Origin of the sequence: Devosia sp. XK-2, assembly GCF_037113415.1 — a bacterium.
GTDB lineage: Bacteria > Pseudomonadota > Alphaproteobacteria > Rhizobiales > Devosiaceae > Devosia.
In genome coordinates this window covers 3,606,435-3,629,174 of record NZ_CP146608.1, presented here as the reverse complement: position 1 = coordinate 3,629,174, position 22,740 = coordinate 3,606,435, and the positions used below count along the sequence as shown (strand labels likewise).

24 protein-coding genes are annotated in these 22,740 nt (G+C 61.7%); 11 read left to right on the top strand and 13 right to left on the bottom strand.

Features of this window, described 5'->3' with window-relative positions:
- Window positions 1-109 precede the first annotated feature (109 nt).
- The 3 genes from galE to V8Z65_RS17890 all read left to right on the top strand — a co-directional run bounded on the left by galE (window position 110) and on the right by V8Z65_RS17890 (window position 3,541).
- Window positions 110-1,096 carry a UDP-glucose 4-epimerase GalE gene (galE, locus tag V8Z65_RS17900; RefSeq protein ID WP_338721522.1) on the top strand — a complete coding sequence of 329 codons (987 nt, stop codon included), beginning with the start codon at window positions 110-112 and terminating at the stop codon, window positions 1,094-1,096.
- A 9-nt stretch (window positions 1,097-1,105) separates the two neighbouring features.
- Window positions 1,106-2,308, top strand: a complete 1,203-nt coding sequence (locus V8Z65_RS17895) for a lytic murein transglycosylase (RefSeq protein ID WP_338721521.1) — start codon at window positions 1,106-1,108, stop codon at window positions 2,306-2,308.
- A 72-nt stretch (window positions 2,309-2,380) separates the two neighbouring features.
- Window positions 2,381-3,541 (top strand): DUF459 domain-containing protein, encoded by a 1,161-nt coding sequence (locus V8Z65_RS17890; RefSeq protein ID WP_338721519.1) that lies wholly within the window; start codon window positions 2,381-2,383, stop codon window positions 3,539-3,541.
- 252 nt (window positions 3,542-3,793) lie between these two features.
- On the opposite strand, the gene V8Z65_RS17885 is transcribed toward V8Z65_RS17890, so the two are convergent.
- The 4 genes from V8Z65_RS17885 to rsmI all read right to left on the bottom strand — a co-directional run bounded on the left by V8Z65_RS17885 (window position 3,794) and on the right by rsmI (window position 6,678).
- Entirely contained in the window at window positions 3,794-4,420 is a 627-nt protein-coding gene (locus V8Z65_RS17885) for a MarC family protein (protein ID WP_338721517.1), read from the bottom strand.
- 62 nt (window positions 4,421-4,482) lie between these two features.
- On the bottom strand, window positions 4,483-5,427 hold the full coding sequence (gene gshB, locus V8Z65_RS17880; RefSeq protein ID WP_338721516.1) for a glutathione synthase: 945 nt from the start codon (window positions 5,425-5,427) through the stop codon (window positions 4,483-4,485).
- An 8-nt stretch (window positions 5,428-5,435) separates the two neighbouring features.
- The gene (locus V8Z65_RS17875; RefSeq protein WP_338721515.1) at window positions 5,436-5,822 is read right to left on the bottom strand and encodes a YraN family protein; all 387 of its coding nucleotides are present in this window, start codon (window positions 5,820-5,822) and stop codon (window positions 5,436-5,438) included.
- Entirely contained in the window at window positions 5,791-6,678 is an 888-nt protein-coding gene (rsmI, locus tag V8Z65_RS17870; RefSeq protein ID WP_338721514.1) for a 16S rRNA (cytidine(1402)-2'-O)-methyltransferase, read from the bottom strand. Before rsmI ends, V8Z65_RS17875 begins: the two co-directional genes overlap by 32 nt.
- Window positions 6,679-6,768: 90 nt before the next feature.
- Here rsmI and V8Z65_RS17865 point away from each other — a divergent pair, with 90 nt between their 5' ends.
- Window positions 6,769-7,992: a penicillin-binding protein activator gene (locus tag V8Z65_RS17865; protein WP_338721513.1), complete on the top strand. Its 1,224-nt coding sequence runs from the start codon at window positions 6,769-6,771 to the stop codon at window positions 7,990-7,992.
- An 18-nt stretch (window positions 7,993-8,010) separates the two neighbouring features.
- On the opposite strand, the gene V8Z65_RS17860 is transcribed toward V8Z65_RS17865, so the two are convergent.
- From V8Z65_RS17860 to pabB, 3 genes are read right to left on the bottom strand one after another with little or no spacing between them, the layout of a single operon-like run.
- Window positions 8,011-8,403 (bottom strand): GFA family protein, encoded by a 393-nt coding sequence (locus V8Z65_RS17860; protein WP_338721512.1) that lies wholly within the window; start codon window positions 8,401-8,403, stop codon window positions 8,011-8,013.
- Entirely contained in the window at window positions 8,400-9,035 is a 636-nt protein-coding gene (gene pncA / locus V8Z65_RS17855; RefSeq protein WP_338721511.1) for a bifunctional nicotinamidase/pyrazinamidase, read from the bottom strand. Before pncA ends, V8Z65_RS17860 begins: the two co-directional genes overlap by 4 nt.
- Window positions 9,032-10,816: an aminodeoxychorismate synthase component I gene (gene pabB, locus V8Z65_RS17850; protein ID WP_338721510.1), complete on the bottom strand. Its 1,785-nt coding sequence runs from the start codon at window positions 10,814-10,816 to the stop codon at window positions 9,032-9,034. The genes pncA and pabB overlap by 4 nt, the downstream gene beginning before the upstream one ends.
- A gap of 117 nt (window positions 10,817-10,933) precedes the next feature.
- Here pabB and V8Z65_RS17845 point away from each other — a divergent pair, with 117 nt between their 5' ends.
- The 4 genes from V8Z65_RS17845 to V8Z65_RS17830 all read left to right on the top strand — a co-directional run bounded on the left by V8Z65_RS17845 (window position 10,934) and on the right by V8Z65_RS17830 (window position 16,004).
- A complete protein-coding gene (locus V8Z65_RS17845; protein WP_338721509.1) occupies window positions 10,934-11,266 on the top strand; it encodes a hypothetical protein in 333 nt (110 codons plus the stop codon).
- Window positions 11,267-11,494: 228 nt separating this feature from the next.
- Window positions 11,495-13,408: a molecular chaperone DnaK gene (gene dnaK / locus V8Z65_RS17840; RefSeq protein ID WP_338721508.1), complete on the top strand. Its 1,914-nt coding sequence runs from the start codon at window positions 11,495-11,497 to the stop codon at window positions 13,406-13,408.
- A 451-nt stretch (window positions 13,409-13,859) separates the two neighbouring features.
- A complete protein-coding gene (dnaJ, locus tag V8Z65_RS17835) occupies window positions 13,860-15,005 on the top strand; it encodes a molecular chaperone DnaJ (protein WP_338721507.1) in 1,146 nt (381 codons plus the stop codon).
- Window positions 15,006-15,149: 144 nt separating this feature from the next.
- A complete protein-coding gene (locus V8Z65_RS17830) occupies window positions 15,150-16,004 on the top strand; it encodes a glycosyltransferase family 8 protein (RefSeq protein ID WP_338721506.1) in 855 nt (284 codons plus the stop codon).
- Between the two features lie 27 nt (window positions 16,005-16,031).
- Here the strand turns inward: V8Z65_RS17830 and V8Z65_RS17825 are convergent, their stop codons facing one another.
- A complete protein-coding gene (locus tag V8Z65_RS17825) occupies window positions 16,032-16,241 on the bottom strand; it encodes a hypothetical protein (RefSeq protein WP_338721504.1) in 210 nt (69 codons plus the stop codon).
- 57 nt (window positions 16,242-16,298) lie between these two features.
- On the bottom strand, window positions 16,299-16,706 hold the full coding sequence (locus V8Z65_RS17820; RefSeq protein WP_338721503.1) for a VOC family protein: 408 nt from the start codon (window positions 16,704-16,706) through the stop codon (window positions 16,299-16,301).
- A gap of 118 nt (window positions 16,707-16,824) precedes the next feature.
- Between V8Z65_RS17820 and V8Z65_RS17815 the strand changes: the two genes are divergently transcribed.
- Window positions 16,825-17,370, top strand: a complete 546-nt coding sequence (locus tag V8Z65_RS17815) for an NADPH-dependent FMN reductase (protein ID WP_338721502.1) — start codon at window positions 16,825-16,827, stop codon at window positions 17,368-17,370.
- Window positions 17,371-17,372: 2 nt separating this feature from the next.
- Window positions 17,373-17,978 carry a histidine phosphatase family protein gene (locus V8Z65_RS17810; protein WP_338721501.1) on the top strand — a complete coding sequence of 202 codons (606 nt, stop codon included), beginning with the start codon at window positions 17,373-17,375 and terminating at the stop codon, window positions 17,976-17,978.
- Between the two features lie 116 nt (window positions 17,979-18,094).
- Here the strand turns inward: V8Z65_RS17810 and V8Z65_RS17805 are convergent, their stop codons facing one another.
- A complete protein-coding gene (locus tag V8Z65_RS17805; protein ID WP_338721500.1) occupies window positions 18,095-18,532 on the bottom strand; it encodes a MarR family transcriptional regulator in 438 nt (145 codons plus the stop codon).
- Window positions 18,533-18,686: 154 nt separating this feature from the next.
- Here V8Z65_RS17805 and pyrF point away from each other — a divergent pair, with 154 nt between their 5' ends.
- A complete protein-coding gene (gene pyrF / locus V8Z65_RS17800) occupies window positions 18,687-19,388 on the top strand; it encodes an orotidine-5'-phosphate decarboxylase (protein WP_338721499.1) in 702 nt (233 codons plus the stop codon).
- On the opposite strand, the gene V8Z65_RS17795 is transcribed toward pyrF, so the two are convergent.
- From V8Z65_RS17795 to V8Z65_RS17785, 3 genes are all read right to left on the bottom strand, one after another.
- Window positions 19,385-20,128 (bottom strand): hypothetical protein, encoded by a 744-nt coding sequence (locus tag V8Z65_RS17795; protein WP_338721498.1) that lies wholly within the window; start codon window positions 20,126-20,128, stop codon window positions 19,385-19,387. The two genes, pyrF and V8Z65_RS17795, sit on opposite strands and share 4 nt — an antisense overlap.
- Window positions 20,125-21,489 (bottom strand): phage minor head protein, encoded by a 1,365-nt coding sequence (locus V8Z65_RS17790; protein ID WP_338721497.1) that lies wholly within the window; start codon window positions 21,487-21,489, stop codon window positions 20,125-20,127. The genes V8Z65_RS17795 and V8Z65_RS17790 overlap by 4 nt, the downstream gene beginning before the upstream one ends.
- Before the next feature lie 148 nt (window positions 21,490-21,637).
- Entirely contained in the window at window positions 21,638-22,642 is a 1,005-nt protein-coding gene (locus V8Z65_RS17785) for an adenosine kinase (RefSeq protein ID WP_338721496.1), read from the bottom strand.
- Between the last annotated feature and the right edge of the window lie 98 nt (window positions 22,643-22,740).

Below are 22,740 nucleotides of genomic sequence, written 5' to 3'. Positions count from 1 at the left end.
GCGATGCTCTCCTGAGTGGCATTCGATGAGTAGGCGGCGTAAAGCTAAATCAACATCTGCCACATAATGTTGCAACCAAATAGCGTTGCAATGCCGGGAGTTAGCAATAATGACAGTCTTGGTTACCGGGGGCGCCGGCTATATCGGCAGCCATATGGTGCTCAATCTGGCCGATGCGGGTGAAAAAGTCGTGGTGCTGGACAATCTGGTGACCGGCTTCGACTGGGCCATCGATGGCCGCGCCATTTTCGAAACCGGCAATGCCGGCGATATAGAGCGTGTGCTGGGGCTGATCGAAAAGCACAATATCAGCGAAATCATCCATTTCGCCGGCTCTATCGTGGTGCCCGAATCGGTGACCAATCCGCTCAAATATTACGCCAACAATACCGCCACCTCGCGCAATCTGATCGAGGCTGCGGTCAAGGGCGGGGTGAAGCATTTCATCTTTTCGTCCACCGCCGCCGTTTATGGCATGACCGGGCTCGCCCCGGTGGTGGAAGATACGCCGCTCAACCCCATGTCGCCCTATGGCCGGTCCAAGCTGATGACCGAATGGATGCTGGCCGATGTCGCGGCGGCCCATGACATCACCTATGGCGTCTTGCGCTATTTCAACGTGGCCGGCGCCGACCCAGGCAAGCGCTCGGGCCAGTCGACGCCCGAGGCCACGCATCTGATCAAGGTGGCCTGCCAGACGGCGCTGGGCCAGCGCCAGAAGATGGATATTTTCGGCACCGATTATGAAACCCCGGACGGCACCTGCGTGCGTGATTATATTCACGTGACCGATCTGATTGCCGCCCATGCACTGCTGCTCAAGCATTTGCGCGGCGGGGGTGAGAGCACCACGCTCAATTGCGCCTATGGCAGGGGCTATTCGGTGCGCGAAGTGGTCGACACGGTGCGCAAGGTTTCGGGGGTCGATTTCCGCGCCGATGAGGGGCCACGCCGCGCCGGCGATCCGGCCTCGATCACCGCGACGGGCGAAAAGGTGCGGCAGATGCTGGGCTGGGTGCCCCAGCATGACGACCTGGAAGAAATCGTCGATACCGCATTCAATTGGGAGCGGCACCTGATGACCCGCAACCGATAGGAGACCTAAATGCTCTACCGGCTGATGGCTGCGATGTGGCTGGCGCTGGTGGCGCCCACCCTGGCGCAGCCGGCGGAGAGCTTTGACACCTTCCTGCGCGCCATGCGCAGCGAGGCGGTGGCGGCCGGTGTCAACGAAGCTTTCTATGACACCATAATATCGGGATTGACGCCGGATCCGCGTGTGCCGGACCTGGTGGAAACCCAGCCCGAATTCACCACGCCGGTCTGGGATTATCTGGACGGGCGGATCTCATCGGGCCGCATCGCGCGCGGCAAGGCCGCTCTTGCGCGTCATGCCGACCTCTTTGCCAAGACGGGGCAGGCCTATGGCGTGGACCCCTATGTGCTGGGCGCCATCTGGGGCATGGAAACCGACTATGGTGCCGTGCTGTCCAATGACAGCCTGATCCGCCCGATCGTGCGGTCGCTGGCCACTGTCGCCTGGCAACGGCGCAGCCGCTTTGCCGAGGACAAGGCCGATTTCATTGCCGCCCTGAAACTGGCAGTGGCCAATGGCGGGGTTTCACCCCTTGGCTCCTGGGCCGGCGCCATCGGGCATTTGCAGGTCAATCCATCCAATGTACTGGCCCATGGCACGGATGGGGATGGCGATGGACGCGTGGACCTCCATAATTCCCTGTCCGATGCCCTGGCCACCAGCGCCGTTTATCTCCGACGCCTGGGTTATCAACCGGGGCTCGACTGGGGATTTGAGGTCGAGGTGCCGGATGGCTTTGACTATCTCCTGGCCACGCGCGAGCAATTGCGGCCTGTGTCCTTCTTCGCCGAGCGCGGCATTAGCCGGGTCGCCGGGCGGCAATTTTCCGACCTCTCCACGCCGGCCTTTCTCTATGTTCCGGCCGGCAAAGAAGGTCCCAAATTCCTGATGACCGGCAATTACCTGGTCCTTAAGGGCTATAATTTCTCCGACAGTTACGCCATGGCCGTGGCCCATCTGACGGACCGGCTCAAAGGCAGTGGCCCCTTCCTCACGCCCTGGCCGCGCGATACGCAATTCCCCAATCTGGTCCAGCGCCAGGCCATACAGCAGGCGCTCAAACGCCTTGGCTATTATGATGGGGTGGTCGATGGCCGCATCGGGCCGATCACCCAGGCCGCCTATGCCCGCTTTCAGGCCGCAAATGGCATGGTGGCCGATGGCTTTGTGACCCGCGCGGCCTACGAGGCCCTCAATGCGGCCATACGGTAACGGGGACGGGAGCGGCGTGGTCAGAAGCGGGCGCGAGTGCTAGAAAGCGGCCATTGTGGTGCGGATATGGGCATGAAGCGGCTTATCCTTTGTTTGCTGGTGGGTTTGCTGGCGCTGGCCGACCTTGGCCCGGCGCTGGCCCAGAGCGCTACGGGCGAACGCCTGGTTCTGGCCCAGAACGAGCAGCCGCGCCGCCGGACCCTGTTTGACCTCTTGTTCGGCGACGAGCCGGAACCGGCGCCGCAGGTCCAGCAAACCCGCCCCCGGCCACAGGCAGCGCCAGCGCCATCTTTGCCGCCGCCCAAACCGGCGGTGGACAAGGCCCCGGACGCAACCCGCCTCGCCGTCTTCGGCGATTCCCTGGCCATCGACCTCAGCAAGGCGTTGGAGCGCTTTTATGCCGAAGACCCCAATCTGGTGGTGATCGGGCAGGGGGTTAGCTCGTCAGGCTTTGTGCGCGACGATTATTTCGACTGGAATGCCGCTCTCGCCGAACAGATCGCGGCCGACAGCTTCGATCTGGCCGTGGTGATCATCGGCATCAATGACCGGCAGGAGATCAATGCGGACGGGCAGGCCTTCGAGCCCTTGAGCGAGGGCTGGACCAATCAATACCAGGCGCGGCTCAACAGGTTTCTGGATCAGTTGCGGGCGGCGCGAAAGCCGGTGATCTGGATGGGCCTGCCCCCCATGTCGCGCAGCCAATATTCGGCCGCCATGAGCCAAATCAGCGCTTTGCACCGGCTGGCAGCCTTTTCCGGTGGCGCGGAATATCTCGATATTTTCGACCGCTTTGCCGACGAGGATGGCAAATATGCCGCCTATGGTCCGGATGTGAATGGGCAGAATGCGCTGATGCGCAAGGATGACGGCATCCACTTTTCCGCCGCCGGATCGGACAAGCTGGCCTTTTATATCAGCCAGTCCATTCGCACCTTCTACCGGGGCGGGCGGGTGAGCGTGGCCGTGGTCGATCCGCTGCAAGGCACGGACGCGGCCAATATGTTGCGGCCGCCCTTTCAGGGGCTGGGGCAGATCAGGCTGCTGGAAGTGGCCGGCGCCGTCATGCCACTGGGCCGGACGCCGGATCGGGCCAGCGAGCTTTTGACCTCCGGCAGCAGGGATCAGGCCCCCGCCTTGTTTCCGCTCGAGCAATTGGTGGATGCGCCGGCCGGTCGGGTGGACGCTTTCGGTCTCGGGCGCTCGCCCGAGGCGCTCAATGCGCCGCGCTAGCGGCAGGAGCCCAGACGGGTCTAGAGCGCCGCTGTGATCGGGGCCAGCAGCTCGGAGCGGGCGGCATCCGTAGCGGCCGCATTGGTGGCCAGGATGGCGACGATCAGCAGAGCCAATGCAGTAGCAAGACGCATGGGAAAACTCCTGTCCGGATGAATGCGTATAGCTCTGCGCGTCTGACCGGCCCGACGCAAGAACAGCGTTAAGACTTGCTTAACGCCGAAAATTTTCAGCAATTTGAACGGATTGAAATCAGGCGCCGAGCAGGCCGCTGGCTTTGATGCCGTCGAAGACGAATTGCACGGCCAGGGCCGCCAGCAGGATGCCCACGACACGGGACACCACCGACAGCCCGGTCAGGCCCAGAAGACGCTGGATGGGAATGGCAATGAGCAGGGTCAGCCAGCACAGGGTCAGAATGACCACAATGGCAGCCAGGACCAGCCAGAATTCGACATCGGTCTTGGCGCCGGTGGTCAGCAGGATAACGGCGGAAATGGCGCCGGGGCCGGCCATGAGCGGCATGGCCAGGGGAAAGACGGAGATATCCTGGCTCTGGCGGGCTTCGCTTTCCTCCTCATCGGTGGTGCCGGTACCGCCCGAATGGCGGGCAAAGACCATGTCGATGGCAATGAGCAGCAAGAGCACGCCGCCGGCGGTGCGCAGCGCGGGGATGGTGATGCCGAAGAGATCGAGAATGGCATTGCCCAGGACGGCGAAGAACAAAAGGATGGCCAAAGCCACCAGCACGCCGCGCGTGGCAAAGGTGCGGCGCTGGGCCGGCGTATTGTCCTTGGTCAGGGCGGCAAAAATGAACGCAATATCGGCCACACCGACCGTGGCGAACAGCGTGGCGAATGCGACGAGAAATGTGTTCATGCGTGCCCCCGGGCCCAAAACCCAGCACTAGGCCATTTGATCCCGTCCGCCAACCCCAGGGCCTAGCCCCGCCGCTTTTCAATCGTATCCCAGATCAGCACCGCAATGTCCGGCCCACCGAAGCGCTTGATCTCGCGGATGCCGGTGGGGGAGGTGACGTTGATTTCGGTGAGGTAACCACCGATGACGTCGATGCCCACAAAGATCATGTCGCGTTCTTTGAGCGCCGGCGCGATGCGCGCGCAGATCTCCTTTTCGCGCTCGGTCAGCGGGGAGAGTTCGGGCCGACCGCCCACATGCATGTTGCTTCGGGCCTCGCCATCGGCGGGAATACGGTTCAATCCCATGACCGGCTCGCCGTCGATGATGATGATGCGCTTGTCGCCCTTGCGCACATCGGGCAGGTAACGCTGCACCATGAAGGGCTCGCGATAATTGGCTTCGAACAGTTCGAGCAGGCTTGCCAGATTGTGGTCGCCCTCCTGGATGAAGAAGACGCCCGCGCCGCCATTGCCGTAAAGCGGCTTGACGATGATATTGCCGTGCTCGCGCCGGAAGGCGTGGATTTCGGCCCGGTCGCGCGTCACCAGGGTCGGCGGCATCAGGTCCGGAAATTCGGTGACGAGGATTTTTTCGGGCGCATTGCGCACGGCGGCGGGCGGATTGACCACCAGCGTCTGGGGATGGATGCGCTCGAGCAGGTGGGTGAGCGTGATATAATTCATGTCAAAGGGCGGGTCCTGGCGCATCAGCACCACGTCCTGGGTGGAGAGATCGACGCGGCTGGCCTCGCCCAAGGTGAAATGCTTGCCCTTTTCCGCATCGGTCACGCTGATCGGCTGGGCCAAAGCGCTGACCACATCGCCCTTTAGTGAAAGTGTATCGGGCGTGTAATGCAGCAATTCATGGCCGCGCGCCTGGGCTTCCAGCATCATGGCGAAGGTCGAATCCCCAACCGGGTTGATGGTTGAAACATGGTCCATCTGGACGGCGACTTTGAGCTTCATAGCAAGACTCACGCTGCAGGAAAGGCGTTGATGAGATGGCGTGGCCAGCGCCCCGGTGCAAGGAAAATCACGTCGAAACGAAAATCCTTGCCGGTTTCAGAGGGGTGCCGGGCGAGCCAATATTGCGCGGCGCGGCTGATCCGATTGCGGTTGATCGCGGCATGGGTCAGATATTCGTCGGCATTCCGGGCGCGCGTCTTAACCTCGACAAAAATAACCGTGTTGCCCTTTTCGACCACCAGATCAATTTCCCCCATCGGCGTTTTGAACCGGCGGTCGCGGATGCGGTAGAGCTTTATCTGCAAGAACAAAGCCGCCAGCGCCTCGCCGCGATGGCCGCGGCGTTCGGCCGTGACGCGCCGCTCACTGGGCGTTTTTGCGGGCGAGGGCGGCATCATAGACCTCCTTGCGCTTGAGACCGAAGCGGGCAGCGATTTCATCGACTGCGGCGCGCAACGGCTGATCGGCCATGGCCTCTGCCAACGCAGCCTGCCAATCTTCGGCAGAAGGTGCGCTGGGTGCCTCGGCACCGGCCACGACGATGACCGCCTCACCCTTTGTCTCCGCTTCAGCAAATTGATCGACCAGTTCTGCAAGCGATCCGCGAAACGTTCGCTCAAAACGCTTTGTCAATTCCAGCGCCACAACTGCCTGCCGCTCTCCGAACATTTCGGCCATGCTGGTCAGGCTGGCCCCCAGGCGCCGCGGTGATTCATAAAAGATCAGCGTTTCACGTGAATCTTTCAGTTTCTCCAGCGCATTGGCGCGGGCCCCGGCCTTAGGCGGCAGAAATCCATGAAAGGCAAAGGCGTCAGTGGGCAGGCCGGCCACCACCAGCGCCGAGAGCAGGGCTGAGGCGCCGGGAATGGGAAAGACTGGCAGGTCCTGTTCGGCCAGGGCCCGGATCAGGGGAAAGCCGGGATCGGAGAGCAGGGGCGTGCCGGCATCGGAGATCAGCGCAATGGTGGCGCCGGCGGCGACGCGCGCGGCAATGTCCTCGGCCTTGTCGCGCTCATTGTGTTCATGCAGGGCCTGGCGCCGCCCCTTGATGCCATAATGGTCGAGCAATTTTGCCGAGGTGCGTGTGTCTTCGCACAGAACCAGATCAGCGGCTGCAAGAGTTTCGAGCGCCCGCAGGGTAATGTCGCGCAGATTGCCGATGGGCGTCGCCACGACATAAAGACCCGGGGCCAGGGGCGGGGCCTCGAAGCGTGTTCCGGCGATGAAATAATCCCGTGTCTCGCCGTTCATCGCCCGTCCTTGCCTGCCTCAAACATTGGTTAACCATATGCGGCGACCTTGTTAACACATTGTGAGGATTTGAAACGGCTTGGGATGAAAATGGGCGGCAAAGGAGCAGATTGGAGCCGGCGCGCGATCCTGGCCGGACTGGCCTCGGCGCTGGCCGCCTGTTCGCCCGGTTCGCTGCAATGGGGCTCGCGCTCCTTTTCCCTGCCATGGGGCGGGGATAATGGGGGAGGCGGTGGCCTCTCCCCAATCGCCAGCGCACCGAAGGAACGGTTCGGGCGTGGCCGCGTCAATGTGGCGCTATTGCTGCCGCTTTCGGGTAATGCTGCGCTCAGCCAATTGGGACAGTCGCTGGCCAATGCCTCCAAACTGGCCATTGGGTTCATCGAGGCCAATCCCAATATTGGGGAGAATATCACCATCTCGCTACGCGATACGGGTGACAGCGCGGCTGGTGCGACAAGCGCGGCCAATGCTGCGGTGGTCGAAGGGGTCAAGCTGATCCTGGGCCCGCTGACCGCCGAGCAGGTGACAGCCGCAGGCAATGTGGCGCGGGCCGCCGGCATTCCGCTGATCGGCTTTGCCAATAATGGTTCGGTGGCGGGGCCAGGTGTCTATGTGCTCAATGTGCTGCCGGAAACCGAAATGAAGCGCGCGGTGCGCTATCTGCGCGATCAGGGGCGGCGCGGACCGGCCGGCATTTTTCCCGCCACACCCTATGGCGAAGCGCTGGCCACCGCCTTTCGACAACAGGCCATTGCCGCCGGCTTCAATCCCAGTGCGGTCTATACTTTTTCAAGCATTTCCGAGGCGCAGCAGATCATCGATCAGGCCAAGCCCCTGATCGAGCGCGGCATGATCGATGCCCTCTTCATCCCCGATCGGGCCAGCGCTGCAACCTTTGCTGGTCTCCTCGCTCAGGCCGGCGTCACCAACGAGACCGTGCAATTGGTCGGCTCGGCCGATTGGGCCCATGATGCCGGCTTGTTGCGCAATCCGGCTTTGGCCGGCGCGACCTTTCCGGCGGTCGATGAGGCGGGGCTCAATGCCATACGCGCCGATTATGCCGCTCGTTTTGGTGGCAATCCGCCGCAAATGGCCACCATTGCCTATACGGCCACGATCCTGGCCAATGTGAACACGCTCTCGCTGGCGACGCCGCCTTACGAGGCGAACCTGCTCACCAATCCGGCTGGCTTTGCCGGGCGAGACGGCCTTTTCCGGCTATATGCGGACGGTCGGAGCGATTATGCGCTGGTGATCAAGCAGATCGGAACGGGCGGGATAGTGACAACCGCAGATGGGGCCAGGATTTAGTATCGGGCGCCATAGGATTCAGAACCAGACATCGCCCACATCGCGGCCATCGCGCGCCAGATCGGTCCAGCTATGAAAGCCATCGAAACGCTGGATGGGGATGTGGGCCACCGCATCGGGTTCGGCGAGCCGGACGTTGACGGCCAGACGCCGCCGGCCATCGGCACCTGGTTGGGTCCCGCGCCAATAGGCCACGCAGCCGCACTTGGCGCAGAAGTGAAAGGCAAGGCTTTTCTCGCCCCGCATATAGGCGCTTGTCGGCCCGGACACGAAGACATCCTCGTTCTCATGGCCATAAATCCAAAGGGCGCCGTAGCGGCGGCAGATTGTGCAATTGCAGGCGGTGGCCGCGTCCGGTTCGCTCTCGAACCGCCAGCACACGGCGCCGCAATGGCAGGCGCCCTCGATCACTCCAGAATATCCCGGCTCATCACGCGGACCACGCCTGCCGCTGCCATATCGGCCCAGGCCTGGTCCAGCGAGCCATTGGCATCAATGGCGCGGGTCGCATCCTCGATAACGGTGACATCGAAGCCGCCTGCCGCCCCGTCCAGCGCCGTCCAGGCGACGCAGAAATCGGTGGCAAGACCTACAACATAGAGCCGGCCGACATCGCGTTCGTTGAGATAACCGGCCAGGCCGGTCAGCGTCTGCCGGTCGGCCTCCTGGAAACCGGAATAGCTATCGATGGCGCGGTTATAGCCCTTGCGGATGATGAGCTGGGCATGGGGGATGTTGAGGTCGCGGCTGAGTTCGGCCCCTTTGGTCTGCCAGACGCAATGATCGGGCCAGAGCACCTGGGTGCCATAGTCGAGCTCGGTGGTATCGAAGGGTGCCTTGCCCTCGTGCTGGCTGGCAAAGGAAATATGATCGGAAGGGTGCCAGTCCTGGGTCAGGACGACGTTTTTGAACCGACCGGCCAGCTTGTTGATCAGCGGCACGATCTCGTCGCCGCCCGAGACGGCAAGGCTGCCACCGGGCAGGAAATCATATTGCACGTCAACGACAACCAGCACGTCGTCTTCATGAATGGCGATGGTCATGCTTTGGCGGTCTCCCGGTCTATCCATTGCGCGCGGATCAGGCCGCGCACCGAATTGCCCAGCCAGATTGCATCGGCTTTCCGCAGATCGGCAAGAGTGAGCACGCGCTCTTCTGCCTTGCCTTGAGCGATCAGCTCGGCCCGCAGCGTTCCGGGCAGGAGACCGCAGTGGAGCGGCGGGGTCAAAAGGCGTCCCTCCTGCTCGACAAACAGATTGGTGAAACTGCCCTCGGTCAGTTCGCCGCGCTCATTGATAAAGACCAGTTCGTCCAGTCCGCACTCGTCATGCGCCTTCTGCCGCGGCGCGTCGTAAAAGGCGCGATTGGTGGTCTTGTGGGCCAGCCAGACCATGTTCGAATCAAGGGTCGCATCGGCAATGGCGAAGCGGAATTTGTCCGGGCTCGGCGGCAGGGGCACCGCGGTCAGATCCAGTCCGCTTTCGGCCAGGGTCAGGCGCACCCGCATGGCTTGGGTCCAATCCCGCGCCTTCCCGAACAGAAAGGATACGACCTCGCCCCGCTTCACAGGCAGGGCAAAATAGGCCGCCGAAGCAATCAACCGGTCCAGATGCCGGTCGAGCAGGGCATAGCCTTCGCCCGGCGTCCATTTGAAGGTCTCGATCAGCACCACCGGCGGGGCAGGGTCGGAGAGAAAATTCATTTTGAGCAGCGCCTCCCGATATTCATCGCCGGCCACCGAATCGGCGACGATGCCGCCGCCAATGCCGATTTCCCCGTGGCCCGCCGCATCGATCACGGCGGTGCGGATCGCGACATTGAAGGCAAAATCGCCATTTGGCGCCACATAGCCGATCGCGCCGGTATAGAGCCCGCGCGGCGCCTGCTCGACCTGGTCGATGATTTCCATGGCCCGCACTTTGGGCGCCCCGGTAATCGAGCCGCAGGGGAAAAGGTTCTCCAGCACGTCGATTATGCCCACGCCATCGCGCCGCCGGGCCTCAATGCCCGAGGTCATGGTGTGGAGGGTCGAAAAGGTCTCGACCGTGAAAAGGTCGCTCACCTTGACCGAGCCGATTTCGGCAATGCGGCCCAGATCATTGCGCAGCAAGTCAACGATCATCAGATTTTCGGCGCGGTTCTTTTCGTCTGAGGCCAGCGCCTCCCGTCCCGCCGCGTCTTCAGCAAGACTGCGTCCGCGCTTCAGCGTGCCCTTCATCGGCCGGGCCCGCAGGCGATTCCCGGTCCCCGATACGAAGAGTTCGGGCGAGCGGGAGAGCACATGATGGTCGCCGGCATGAATATAGGCGCCATAGGCGCATTTCTGGCTATGCGCGAGCGTGCGGTAGAGCCCCAGAGGATCGCCCTCGAGATCAAAATGCGCCTTGAAAGTGAGATTGACCTGATAGCAATCGCCTGCCGCGATCAGGGCCTTCACCCTTTCAAAGGCCTGTCCATAGTCATCCGGGGTAAGCGCCGGGCTGACCGGGCCGACGCGCCCCGCCGACGCCGCCGACAAGAGAGGCGTCACCGCGCCCGCCGCCAGGCGTTTGGGCGCATCATAGAGGCCCAGCCAGAGCAGAGGGGTCTTGCTGCGCGCGGGCAGCAGGGGTTCGAGCCGCTCCTCGAACAAGAAGCCCAGTTCATAGGCCAAGTAACCGGCGGCCCAGAGGCCATGCCGGCCGGCCTCAGCCATGCGGGCAAGGGCAAGCCTCGCCTCATCTGCCGTGTGGGCCACCAGCACCTCGCGCGCAGTCTCAAACAGCAGGTTCTGGCCGTCGGGATTGAGATTGTCGTGCAGCAGCACGGTGCCGGGCGTGATCATGAGGCGCTTCTAGCGATTTTCCTTTGTCGGCGAAATGGGCAGGCTTGGCGCGGGCCGCGACTAATGGCAGACATTGCCGGTCCGGACGCAGAAGGCGGCCGGCTTGAGGGACATATCATGAAGACCTGTCTGCTGGGTGGCCTTGCCGCCCTGGCGCTGGTGGCTGGCATTCTGCCCGCCGCGGCGCAAACCGTGGAATTCACGGTCATCAACAATAGCTCCTACGACCTGCATTACTTTTTCACCACGCCCAGCAATGAGAATAATTGGGGCGAGGACCTGCTGGGCGAGAGCGGCATTCTCGAAGCGGGATACCAGGCCACCGCAACCATTGGCGATGGCTCGGACCAGTGCCTTTACGATTTCCGCTTTGTCATGGAAAACGGCGCCGAGCTGGTCGAGCCGCAGATCGATATCTGCACGCTCAATTCCTATACCATCAACGATTAACCCTGGCGGCCGCCGGCAAAACCGGCGGCGGCCTTGGCCGCGAGGCCGGATTTTCCCCAAGAGCCATGCTTGAAGCCTTGGTGACACCCCCCTATATACGCCTCGAAGCCCCTAGCGGGCGCAAGTATGAACAAACCTATGAGGGACCCCGGCCTTTGAAAGGGCCAGGAAGCTGCTTTCGTTGAGAGGGCTTTCACAAGCGGGTTCGCTGAGAAAGAGGCAGAGTAAATGGCTAAAGTCATCGGTATTGACCTGGGTACCACCAATAGCTGCGTGGCCGTCATGGACGGCACCAATCCCAAGGTGATTGAAAACGCGGAAGGCGCGCGCACCACGCCCTCCATGGTTGCCTTTTCCAAGGATGGCGAGCGCCTTGTCGGCCAGCCGGCCAAGCGCCAGGCCGTCACCAATCCGGAAAATACCCTGTTTGCCGTCAAGCGCCTGATCGGCCGCCGTTATGACGATGCGGTCGTGGCCAAGGACAAGGACCTGGTGCCCTTCAAGATCACCAAGGCCGATAATGGCGATGCATGGGTCGAAGCGTCCGGCGACAAGTTCTCGCCGTCGCAGATTTCGGCCATGGTGCTGCAGAAGATGAAGGAAACCGCCGAGAGCTATCTCGGTGAGACGGTGACGCAGGCCGTGATCACCGTTCCGGCCTATTTCAACGACAGCCAGCGCCAGGCCACCAAGGATGCGGGCAAGATTGCCGGCCTTGAAGTGCTGCGCATCATCAATGAGCCGACGGCTGCTGCGCTCGCCTATGGCCTGGACAAGAAGAATTCGGGCACCATCGCGGTCTATGACCTTGGTGGCGGTACCTTTGACGTGTCGATCCTCGAGATCGGCGACGGCGTTTTCGAAGTGAAGTCCACCAATGGCGATACGTTCCTGGGTGGTGAAGACTTCGATATGCGTCTGGTCGATTACCTGGCCGATGAGTTCAAGAAAGAGCAGGGCATCGACCTGCGCAATGACAAGCTGGCTCTGCAGCGTCTCAAGGAAGCCGCCGAAAAGGCCAAGATTGAACTCTCGAGCTCGACCCAGACCGAAATCAACCTGCCCTTCATCACCGCCGATGCTTCGGGTCCGAAGCACCTGACGCTCAAGCTCTCGCGCTCCAAGCTCGAATCGCTGGTCGATGACCTGATCACCCGCACCATTGAGCCGTGCAAGCAGGCCATGAAGGATGCCGGCGTTTCCGCCTCGCAGATCGACGAAGTCGTGCTGGTGGGCGGCATGAGCCGCATGCCCAAGGTGCAGGAAGCGGTCAAGCAGCTCTTCGGCAAGGAACCCCATAAGGGCGTGAACCCGGACGAAGTCGTGGCTCTGGGTGCTGCCATTCAGGGCGGCGTGCTGCAGGGCGACGTCAAGGATGTGCTGCTGCTCGACGTGACCCCGCTGTCGCTGGGTATCGAAACGCTGGGTGGCGTGTTTACCCGCCTCATCGATCGCAACACCACCATCCCGACCAAGAAGAGCCAGACCTTCTCGACCGCCGAGGACAATCAGAATGCGGTGACCATCCGCGTGTTCCAGGGCGAGCGTGAAATGGCCGCGGACAACAAGCTCTTGGGTAATTTCGACCTGGCCGGCATTCCGCCTGCCCCGCGTGGCGTGCCGCAGATCGAAGTGACCTTCGACATCGACGCCAACGGTATCGTCAATGTCTCGGCCAAGGACAAGGGTACCGGCAAGGAGCAGCAGATCCGCATCCAGGCCTCGGGTGGTCTTTCGGACGCCGATATCGAAAAGATGGTCAAGGATGCCGAGGCCAATGCCGAGGCGGACAAGAAGAAGCGCGAGGCCGTGGAAGCCAAGAACCAGGGCGAATCGCTGGTCCACTCGACCGAAAAGTCGCTGGCCGATTATGGCGACAAGGTCTCGGCTGAAGACAAGGCGGCCATCGAAACCGCCATTGCCGATCTCAAGTCGGTACTGGATGGCGACGATGCCGAAGCCATCAAGGAAAAGACCGCAACCCTGGCCGAAGCCTCGATGAAGCTGGGCGAGGCCATGTACAAGGCCAGCCAGGCGGAAGCCGAAGCCAAGGCCAATGGCACTGCCGATGACAGCGATGACGATGTCGTCGACGCTGACTTCGAAGAGGTCAAGGACGACGACGACAAGAAGTCGGCCTAAGTCTGGTCGAACTGAATATGAAAGCCCCGGTGGAGACGCCGGGGCTTTTTGTTTGGGTTTACGACGCGAAGGGAGATCGGCTCTGCCATTCGAGCTGCCACTCAAGCATAGCTTTCGTGGCCTGCTTTGGCTTTCGCAGCGCCACTGGCGCTGCTTGCCCCTTTGGCGCCCGCCACGCAGTCTCATGGCCTTCTCGGCTCAGGGCCCGTGCCATTCGAGCCCAGCGCTCTCATGGCCTTCTCTCCTAAATTCGGTCCACTGGACCGAATTTGCCCTGTGGGCACGGCTCGAAGTGTTCCACGTGAATCCGTGCTGGTTGATCGCACCAGCTCCCCTTGCTAATACCCGCGGGCCTGCCCATATGCGGGTTTGAGCGCCGGCCTAGCCGGCCTTTCTTGATTTCAATCCAGCGCGACGACCAGAACGGCGCGACCGACAAAGAGAGTTTATCTTGGCCAAACGCGATTTCTACGAGGTGCTTGGCTGCCAGAAGGGCGCCGATGAAGGGGCCCTCAAGAGCGCCTATCGCAAGCTCGCCATGCAGTTTCATCCCGACCGCAATCCGGGCAATGAAGAGGCCGAGCACAAGTTCAAGGAAATCAACGAAGCCTACGATACGCTCAAGGATCCGCAAAAGCGGGCCGCCTATGACCGGTTCGGCCATGCCGCCTTTGAAAATGGTGGCGGACCGCGCGGGGGCCCGGGCTTCGGGCCGGAATTCGCCTCCTCCATGTCCGACATTTTCGAGGATATTTTCGGCGACTTCATGGGTGGCGGCGGCCGCCGTGGAGGCGGAGGCGGAGGCGGCGCGGCCCGCATGCGCGGTTCGGACCTGCGCTACAACCTGGAAATCTCGCTCGAAGAGAGCTTTGACGGCCGCACTGTCGAAATCGACGTGCCAACGCTGTCCACCTGCGAGACCTGCGATGGCTCGGGCGCCAAGCCGGGCACCGGCACCCATACCTGCCGGCAATGCAATGGCCATGGCAAGGTGCGCGCGGCCCAGGGCTTTTTCACCATTGAAAGGACCTGTCCGGTTTGTCAGGGCCGCGGGGTAATGATGGACCAGCCCTGCACCGATTGCGGTGGCCAGGGCAGGCGGCAGCAGAACCGCAAGCTTTCGGTCGATGTGCCCCAGGGCATTGAGGATGGCACGCGCATTCGCCTCGCCAATGAGGGCGAGGCCGGTCTGCGTGGCGGCCCGCCGGGCGATCTTTATATTTTCGTCTCCATCAAGCCCCACGAACTGTTCCAGCGCGATGGCGCCGATCTTTATGCCCGCGTGCCCATTTCCATGACCACGGCGGCGCTGGGCGGGGAATTCGAGGTGCCCACGCTTGATCAGTCACGCGCCAAGGTGAAGGTGCCAACCGGCACTCAGCCGGGCCAGCGCGTGCGCCTGAAGGGCAAGGGCATGCCCGTGCTCCGAAGCAAGGATGTCGGCGATCTTTATGTGCAGCTCGATATCGAGACGCCGCAGAACCTCTCCAAGCGCCAGCGCGAATTGCTCGAGGAATTTGCGCGGCTCGAAACCGACGAGACCAGTCCCAATTCAGGCGGCTTCTTCGACAAACTCAAGAAAATGTTTGAGGCTTGAGCCGGAAGTGAAATCGCTCCAGTGGAGCGATTTCCCGGCTCAAGGCCATGAGAGCTATGCTCGAATGGCGAGAAGGCCCCAAGAGCTATGCTCGCGGGGCGGGCGGGTCGGCCGCCCGGTGCTAAAGGTCTGGGGGACCCGTTCGTGCATGATATCGTCCTGACTTTTGACGACAATTTCTGGGGCCCGGCCTATGCGACCATGCGCTCGCTCTGCCTGACCAGTACCGATCCGAGATCGCTGCGCTTTCATGTCTTTCACACCGGCCTCAGGCCGGACAACCGCGCGATCATCCAGTCGATCGCCGGTGATTACGGCGCAGCGCTTCATCTGACCGATCTCAAGCAGTCCGACATTCTGGGCGCGCGGATTGCGGCCTTTCCCCGCATTCGCATGAAGCGGCTCAACCCGATCGTTTATGTGCGGTTGTTCCTCAAGGAGCTGCTGCCGGCCGGAACGGCGCGAGTGCTCTATATCGATGCGGATACCTTTGTGCGCAATCCGATTGAAAATCTGTTTGCCATCGACATGCAGGGCAAGGTAATCGCCGCCGTTCTGCAGCCGGACCGCATGCATTGCATTGCCGGCAGGGATCTCAAGGCGCGGTCCTGCTTTTCCATGGCCGAGCCCTATTACAATGCAGGGGTGATGCTGATCGATCTGGAACGCTATGGCCAGGTTGATTTCATCGCCGGCATCAAGGACCTGCCGGCCGAGGAGCTGGAGCAGTTCTATTACGACCAGGACATCCTCAATTTCGTGCTGCGCGGACAATTCCTCGAGCTCGATCCGCGCTGGAACATGCAAAACCCCGAGCCGGCACACGAGGTTTTCGACCCGCATATCCTGCATTACTCGTCCGACAGTCGGCCCTGGTGGCCCTGGACGCGGGTGGCCTTCAAACGCACCTATCGGCATCTGATGACCAATGCGCATTTTTATCGCTACCGGCGCGAGCAATATAGCCGGCTGGTCAAAGGCTGGCTGGGCCTGCGCTAGGCGGGCCCCCTAGGGCCGATACCTGCTTTAGGGCAGATCGATCCGGGCAGCCTGCAATTCCCCGACGAAATCGGAAATGGCTTTCTCTGCCGCTGTTTCGACATCGGCCAGGGACGTGCCATAGGGCACTTCAAGGCCCAGGCGCTTGGATGGATCATCTGCCCAGACAAAGCTGACAAAGCTCTTCTTCAGCCCGATATCGTGACTGAGATGGCTAATGGTCATTTTCGATGGCATCTGATCCTCCAAGTGTATCGTGCAAGTGTATCGCGGCTTGCCCATATCACCCCGGAATCAGCCGGCGGGAAACTGGCTCATATCCATATAGACATATTCCCAGACATGGCCGTCGAGGTCGGCAATGGCGCGGCCATACATGAAGCCATAGTCCTGAGGATCGCGCTGTTCGCGCCCTCCCGCCGCCAAGGCAGCGTCGGCGATGGCATCGACTGCCTCGCGGCTGTCGCGCGAAAGGGCATAGAGCGCGCCGATCTGGGCTTTCGCGTCCGGGATGGGCGTGCCGGAAAAATCCCTGAACTTCTCATGGGTGAGCAGCATCACATAGATGGTGTCGCTGATGACGATCGAGGCCGCGGTCTCGTCGGTAAACTGCGGGTTGTGATCAAACCCCAGCGCCTTGTAATAGGCCATGGCGGCGGCCAGATCGCGGACCGGCACATTGATGAAGATCGACGTGGTCATTGGGTTGCTCCCTTGAAACACTGTGTCAGACTGGCAAAGGCCTATATGCCTGCCAATTGTCTTGCAGCGACGAGCCGCGCGCGTCACTTTCGACACGTTCGACAAATTTGGAGGCGATATGAAGACGGCGCTTACCCTGTCCGGGTCCATCCGCAAGGGGTCCTATAACCGCATGCTGCAGCAGCATATGGGCCGCAAGCTTACCGAGGCGGGCGTCGCCGTCACCGAAATCAGCCTTGCCGATTTCGATATGCCGATCTTCAACGAGGATCTCGAACCCGACAATGTGCCCGAGGCGGCGGTCAGGCTGGCCGAGATGTGGCGCAGCCATGACATCGTCTTCATCGCGACCCCTGAATATAATGGCGGCGTGCCGCCGCTCCTGGTCAACACGGTCACTTGGCTCAGCCGTCAGAGGCCCAGCGTCTTCCGCCATGCCATTTTCGGCATTGGCGGCGTCTCTTCAGGAAAATATGGCACCATATGGTCCCTGAGCCATCTGCGTGACAGCTTGACCAAGGTGGGGACGCTGATCGTGCCGACCCTACTCGGCATCGGCCCGGCCGAAGAGGCGTTCGACGAAAAGGGGGATCCGGTGGAACCAGCCATCATCCGCAAGGTTGAACAGATGGTCCACGAACTCACCCATTTCAGCCGGGGATAGGATTGCGCGCGCTTTACCTCACCCATCCCCAGGTCAGGATCGATGCGGCCATCCCCGTCCCGCTCTGGGGCCTTTCGGCTGAGGGGCGGGCGCGGGCCGAGGCCTTTGCGGCGCGCAATGTGGTGCCCAAGGGCGCCATGGTGTTTTCCAGCCGCGAAACCAAGGCGCTGGAATTGGCCGAGCTGATCGCAGCGGCGGCCGGTACGCCGGTCTTTGCCGATCATCTGATGGGCGAGAATGATCGCTCGGCGACCGGCTTCCTGCCTCCGGCTCTGTTTGAAGAAACGGCGGACCGGTTCTTTACCTTTCCCCAGCAGAGCATTGATGGCTGGGAGAGGGCCATCGACGCGCAGGCGCGCATCGTCTCCACTATCCGTACCGCCAGCGCCTCGGTGCCACCCGATACGCCCGCTATTTTTTGCGGCCATGGCGCGGTGGGCACCTTGCTCAAATGCCGTATCGGCAATCGCCGCATTTCGCGCGAGGAAGACCAGGGCCATATCGGCGCGCCCGGGGGCGGCAACGGTTTTGTCTTTGATCTGGCCGCCAAACAGCTCCTCACCGACTGGACGCCGATGGAGGAGATTGCGGCGGACTGGTTCGAGTGAGCCAACGCTTTCCGCCCAGGGTCGCTCTCCTGCGCTCCCTCGCCCCTCAGGGGAGAGGATTAGGGTGAGGGGTGCAAGCCCCTCGGCAGGATCGCGAGGCGCCATTCGAGCATAGCCTAACGCCCCGTCCAGCTCTCCAGCCCAAACAGGTTCAGCGCGTCGTTGAGCGCGGGGGTCAGGCGGTCCAGCCGCTCGGTTTCACCCTCGACGTCGCGCAGCCGCATCGGCCCGGCCATGGGCACGGCATGGACCAGCGCTGCGCCCGCTTCGGTCAGAAACACATTGCGCGCCCGCCGGTCATCGGGATTGGTGCGCACCTTGCACAACTCCTTGCGCCGCAGATCATCGATGGCCTGACCCAGAGTGGCGGGGTGGGCGAGCAGGGCCTTGCGCAGGGCCGCGAGTGGAATATGGGGCCGCTCGGCCACGATATGCAGCACGGCCAATTGCAGCGCGGTGATTTTGTGATCGCGCTTGAGTGCGGCCTCAAAGGCCTTGAGAGCGGTGTCGAGCCGCATCCAGGCCACCATGGCCGCCAATGCCTGTTGCTGCATGATAAGGTCCGGTAAATACAAGCAGAAAGCGGCTTGATATGATGCCATAGCATTGCGCCGCAAGACTATTATGTTGACATAGGATCAACAGAGGGCTTGCCCTTGGGGTCTGGTTGTGCGAGGCGAGGGAAATTCACAAATCGGGAGAAAGACCATGACTGGCCAGTTGATCGTGGGCCTTGATGTTTCCACGCGCGCCCGCGCCGAAGAGATCGTCTCACTCCTGGGTGACAGCGTCGATTTCTACAAGATCGGCTATCAGTGCTTTTACGGCGCCGATGGGCTTAATCTGGGCAAGGCGCTGCTGGCCGCGGGTAAGAAGGTCTTTTTCGATCTCAAACTGCTCGATATCGACAATACGGTCGAAAAGGGCGTGGCGGCCATTGCCGAGACCGGCGCCACTATGCTCACCGTCCATGCCTATCCCAAGGCGCTGCGCGCTGCCCAGAAGGGGGCCCAAGGCAGCCCGCTAACCATTCTGGGCGTCACCGTCCTCACCTCCATGGACGATGAAGACGTCAAAGAAGCCGGTTATGCCCGCGACGCGGCGGGCCTGGTTGCCCTGCGCGCCCAGCAGGCCCGCGAAATCGGCATTGGCGGCGTCGTCGCCTCGGCCCGCGAGGCGGAAATGGTGCGCACCATCGTTGGCAAGAACATGGCCGTGGTCACCCCTGGCATCCGCCCGGCCGGTGCGGAGCTGGGCGACCAGAAACGCGCCATGACCCCCGCCGATGCGCTCAGCGCCGGCGCCTCCCACCTGGTCGTCGCCCGCCCCATCATCGCCGCAGCCGACCCGACCGCAGCGGCGAAAGCGATTCTGGCAGAGATGGCGGGGAAAAGGGTGAGCGTGGCTTAGGGGTGGAGCTCGAGCGGGAAGGGCGTGGGCTGCCAGGCATATTCCAGGCCGAGTTTTTGGACCTGCTTAGCCTCCCATTGGTGGAGCAAGCCAGCGATGGCACCGCGGTCGCCTTTGCGGGCGTAGTTGGCGAGCTGCTTGACCTCGTCCAGTTGTTGAAGCCCCTTGATCGCGCCACTGATCATGTAAGCGGCATCTGAGCTTTTGGGCCTTTTGGCCTGCAGGACCAAGCCTGCGCTCAATGTTTGGTTCAGCCCTGGCTCCAATGCCGCTACTCGGGCGTCAACGATGTTGCAGACCTCGTCCAGATGCCCCATTGCCGCTTCAACCACAGCGTGCAGTACCGGGTAGTGACCGATACGGGTGGTCCCGAAGCCCCTCACGGCTTGTGTATTGTTGAGGCTGATCAGTCCCTCGATGCTGTGCAGGGGTCTGAGCGCCTCATTCACAACCTGGCGGACGCAGACGATCAGTTTTTCGGCAAATTCCGGATCGGTCGACCACCCCACAGAGAGCTGGTTGGACCATGCATAGCCGGTCGGGTAGGACGGCGGCATGAATAGAATGCGATAGCTAGCAACTGGGGTGGGAAACGTCCTGTCTGACGAGCCGGCGAAGAGAATGAAGCGATGAATGTGATGCGTGGGAGAGAGGTATAGCTCCCGCTTGTTCAGGCGAAGATCGGGATGTTCCGCGAGAATCGACTTGGTCCAGCGCTTCACTTCTGCAGCGGTCGTCATCGACTGGGCCTTAGCTCAATGACGAAGAACATCTTAGCGTCGAAGTGTTCTCGCACTAGGTCCGCTATTTTCTTAACCCTCGCGGCGGTCAGCCCGTAGTTGCTGGTTTTGATATCATAGACGCAGACCGCCCCCATATCTCCCTTTCGGTCCTCTAGGATATCGAGCCGTGTGCTGCCACTGGTGCCATAGGGCACACGTTCTTCGTCGATCGTCATACTCAGTTCTGCTCGAAGGATTTTGTCCGCTTCCGCAGAATTCTTTCTCAGATCCTCCACCATGTTCTTGACCGCTAGATGCACCTTGGTTCCCCAGGTTTGCGCGCTCATGGTCCACCGCTCCTGCGACAATAGTTGCGCCGCTTCATCTGTCCAGCGCTGCGCATCTGGTAGGTATTTGCACGATTGGCGCAATCGTTCTTCGGTCAGACTGTCGACCAATAGCGGCAAGGCGTTTCGCTCGCCACTTGCACTCCACGCGCGAAAGCTGATGACGGATCGCTCGTCCTCCGCCATGCCCTGGCTCGCCGGAGCTTCCTGTTGCGCCATGTGGAGCGCAAGGAATGCCGCGCCGAGCAGGTCCAGGCCGCCGCCGGCCCCAAACAGGTCGAGCATCGGATTGGGCGACAATATCTGCGGGTTAGGATCGCGGAATGGATCAACGCGGTCAGGCCGAAAATCCGGCTCCAGCAATGTGTCCGCGTCTCCCATGAAGGCCATGCGCCTTTGGGCGTGTGTCACACGTGGACCACCCAGCGTCCAAGCAGATCGAAAGAGAGGCTCGGACTCATTGCCTAGATAGACCTGTTGACGTCCGGCTTCGCGGTCAATGCGGACCTTGCCGCCACCGGCCAAAGTAATCGTTCGGGAAACGAGCGTACGCCAAAATTTCGATTGAATGCGCGTGCCGTCTCGCAAGGCAACGAAGCTTTCCGCCAGGCTGCCATCCGGTCGAGACAGTGATTCGATCGAGGACCACAGTTCTGTACCGGTTGCGGCGACCTGCCGGACGTGCCGCAGGGGCTGCAGCTCATCCGCTATGCCCGGATCGCCGAAATAGGATTCGGCCCAACACCGGCAATTGCGCTCGGTACCGGGTGGTCCGCCATCCGGCGGATCATTCCGGGCAAATATGCGGCCCTCGCGCGCTTCGTGTTTAGGGCGAACGCGATCATCGCCGACTGTTCTCCACACATAGAAGCGCGTTTTAGCTACGACGGGCTCTTGGCCCAAGCCGACTTCCTTGTACTCGCCATCAGTCGTCGCGAGAGGATCGATCTTGTGGCCAAACCGGAGATAGGTGTCGAAGGCGCGCCGCCGCGCCTTGCTAATCAGTCGTTGTTCGCCATCTGCACGCACCATCGCTCATCCCCTTTTGCAAGGGGATGATCTCATTGACCAGGGCTGCGGGGATAAGTTGGACTACCCGGCCCAGCGCGCATAGCGCTCCAGGCGTTCATCGCGGCAACTGCGAGGCTGGCGCGATCGATCGCCTGGAGGCGACCGGTCGTCACCCCGCCAAACCATGCCTCTGGCTCAGCTCTTCGAGATCAAGCTGCGGTCTTGCGCCAATATGGGAAATGACTTCGGAAGCCGCGAGGCACCCGGTCCTTAATGCCGCATCCATGGTCTGGCCGCGCGCCAGGCCGAGCAGGAAGCCTGAGGCGAAAAGATCGCCGGCGCCGGTGGCATCCACAACCTTGTCGACCGGGAAGGCCGGTACGGAAACCACTTCGCCGTTGAAGACGGCCATGGCGCCCTCGGCGCCCATGGTGATGGCGGCCACTTCCGCATCCTTGGCGATTTCGCGCACCGCTTCGCCCAGATCGTCGGTCTCGTAGAGCGATTTCAATTCATTCACATTGGCAAAGACATAGTCGATGGTCTTTGAGCGGATGAGATCGAGAAATTCGGCGCGGTAGCGGTCGACACAGAAGGGGTCGGAAAGGGTGAAGGCGGCAGCGCGCTCATGCTTGTGGGCGTAGTGGGCGGCCAGCACGAAGGCTTTCTTGGCCTCGACCGGGTCCCACAAAAAGCCTTCCATATAGGTGATGGCGGCGCCGCCGATTTCGTCGGGCTTGATGTCACGCTCGGTCAGCTCATGGCAGGCGCCGAGATAGGTGTTCATGGTGCGCTCGCCATCGTCAGAGACGAAGATCATGGAGCGGGCCGTGAGGGCGCCATTCTTGAGCCGGGAGGTATTGTAGTGGACGCCAATGGTGTCCAGGTCCGCCTCGAAGACGTCGCCCAACGGGTCATCGGCGACCTTGCCCACAAAGGCGGCGCGACCGCCCAGCGAGGCGACGCCTGCCGCCGTATTGGCGGCCGAACCGCCCGAAATCTGCTGCCGGCCGAGCGGCATCTTGGCATAGAGGTCCTCGGCCCGATCGGTGTCGATCAGATGCATGATGCCCTCGGACATGCCCTCGCGCTCGATGAAGCCGGCCTCTACAGGGGCAATGATATCGACGATGGCATTGCCGATGGTGAGCACATCGAAACGGGTCTGGGTCATGAAGGGGTTCCGGCAGTTGAGACAAGGCCGTGAGCCGGTTTAGAGCATGATGGCGGGTGGGGCAATTCTTTTGGGCCGCTTCCCCGGCCCACCCAGTA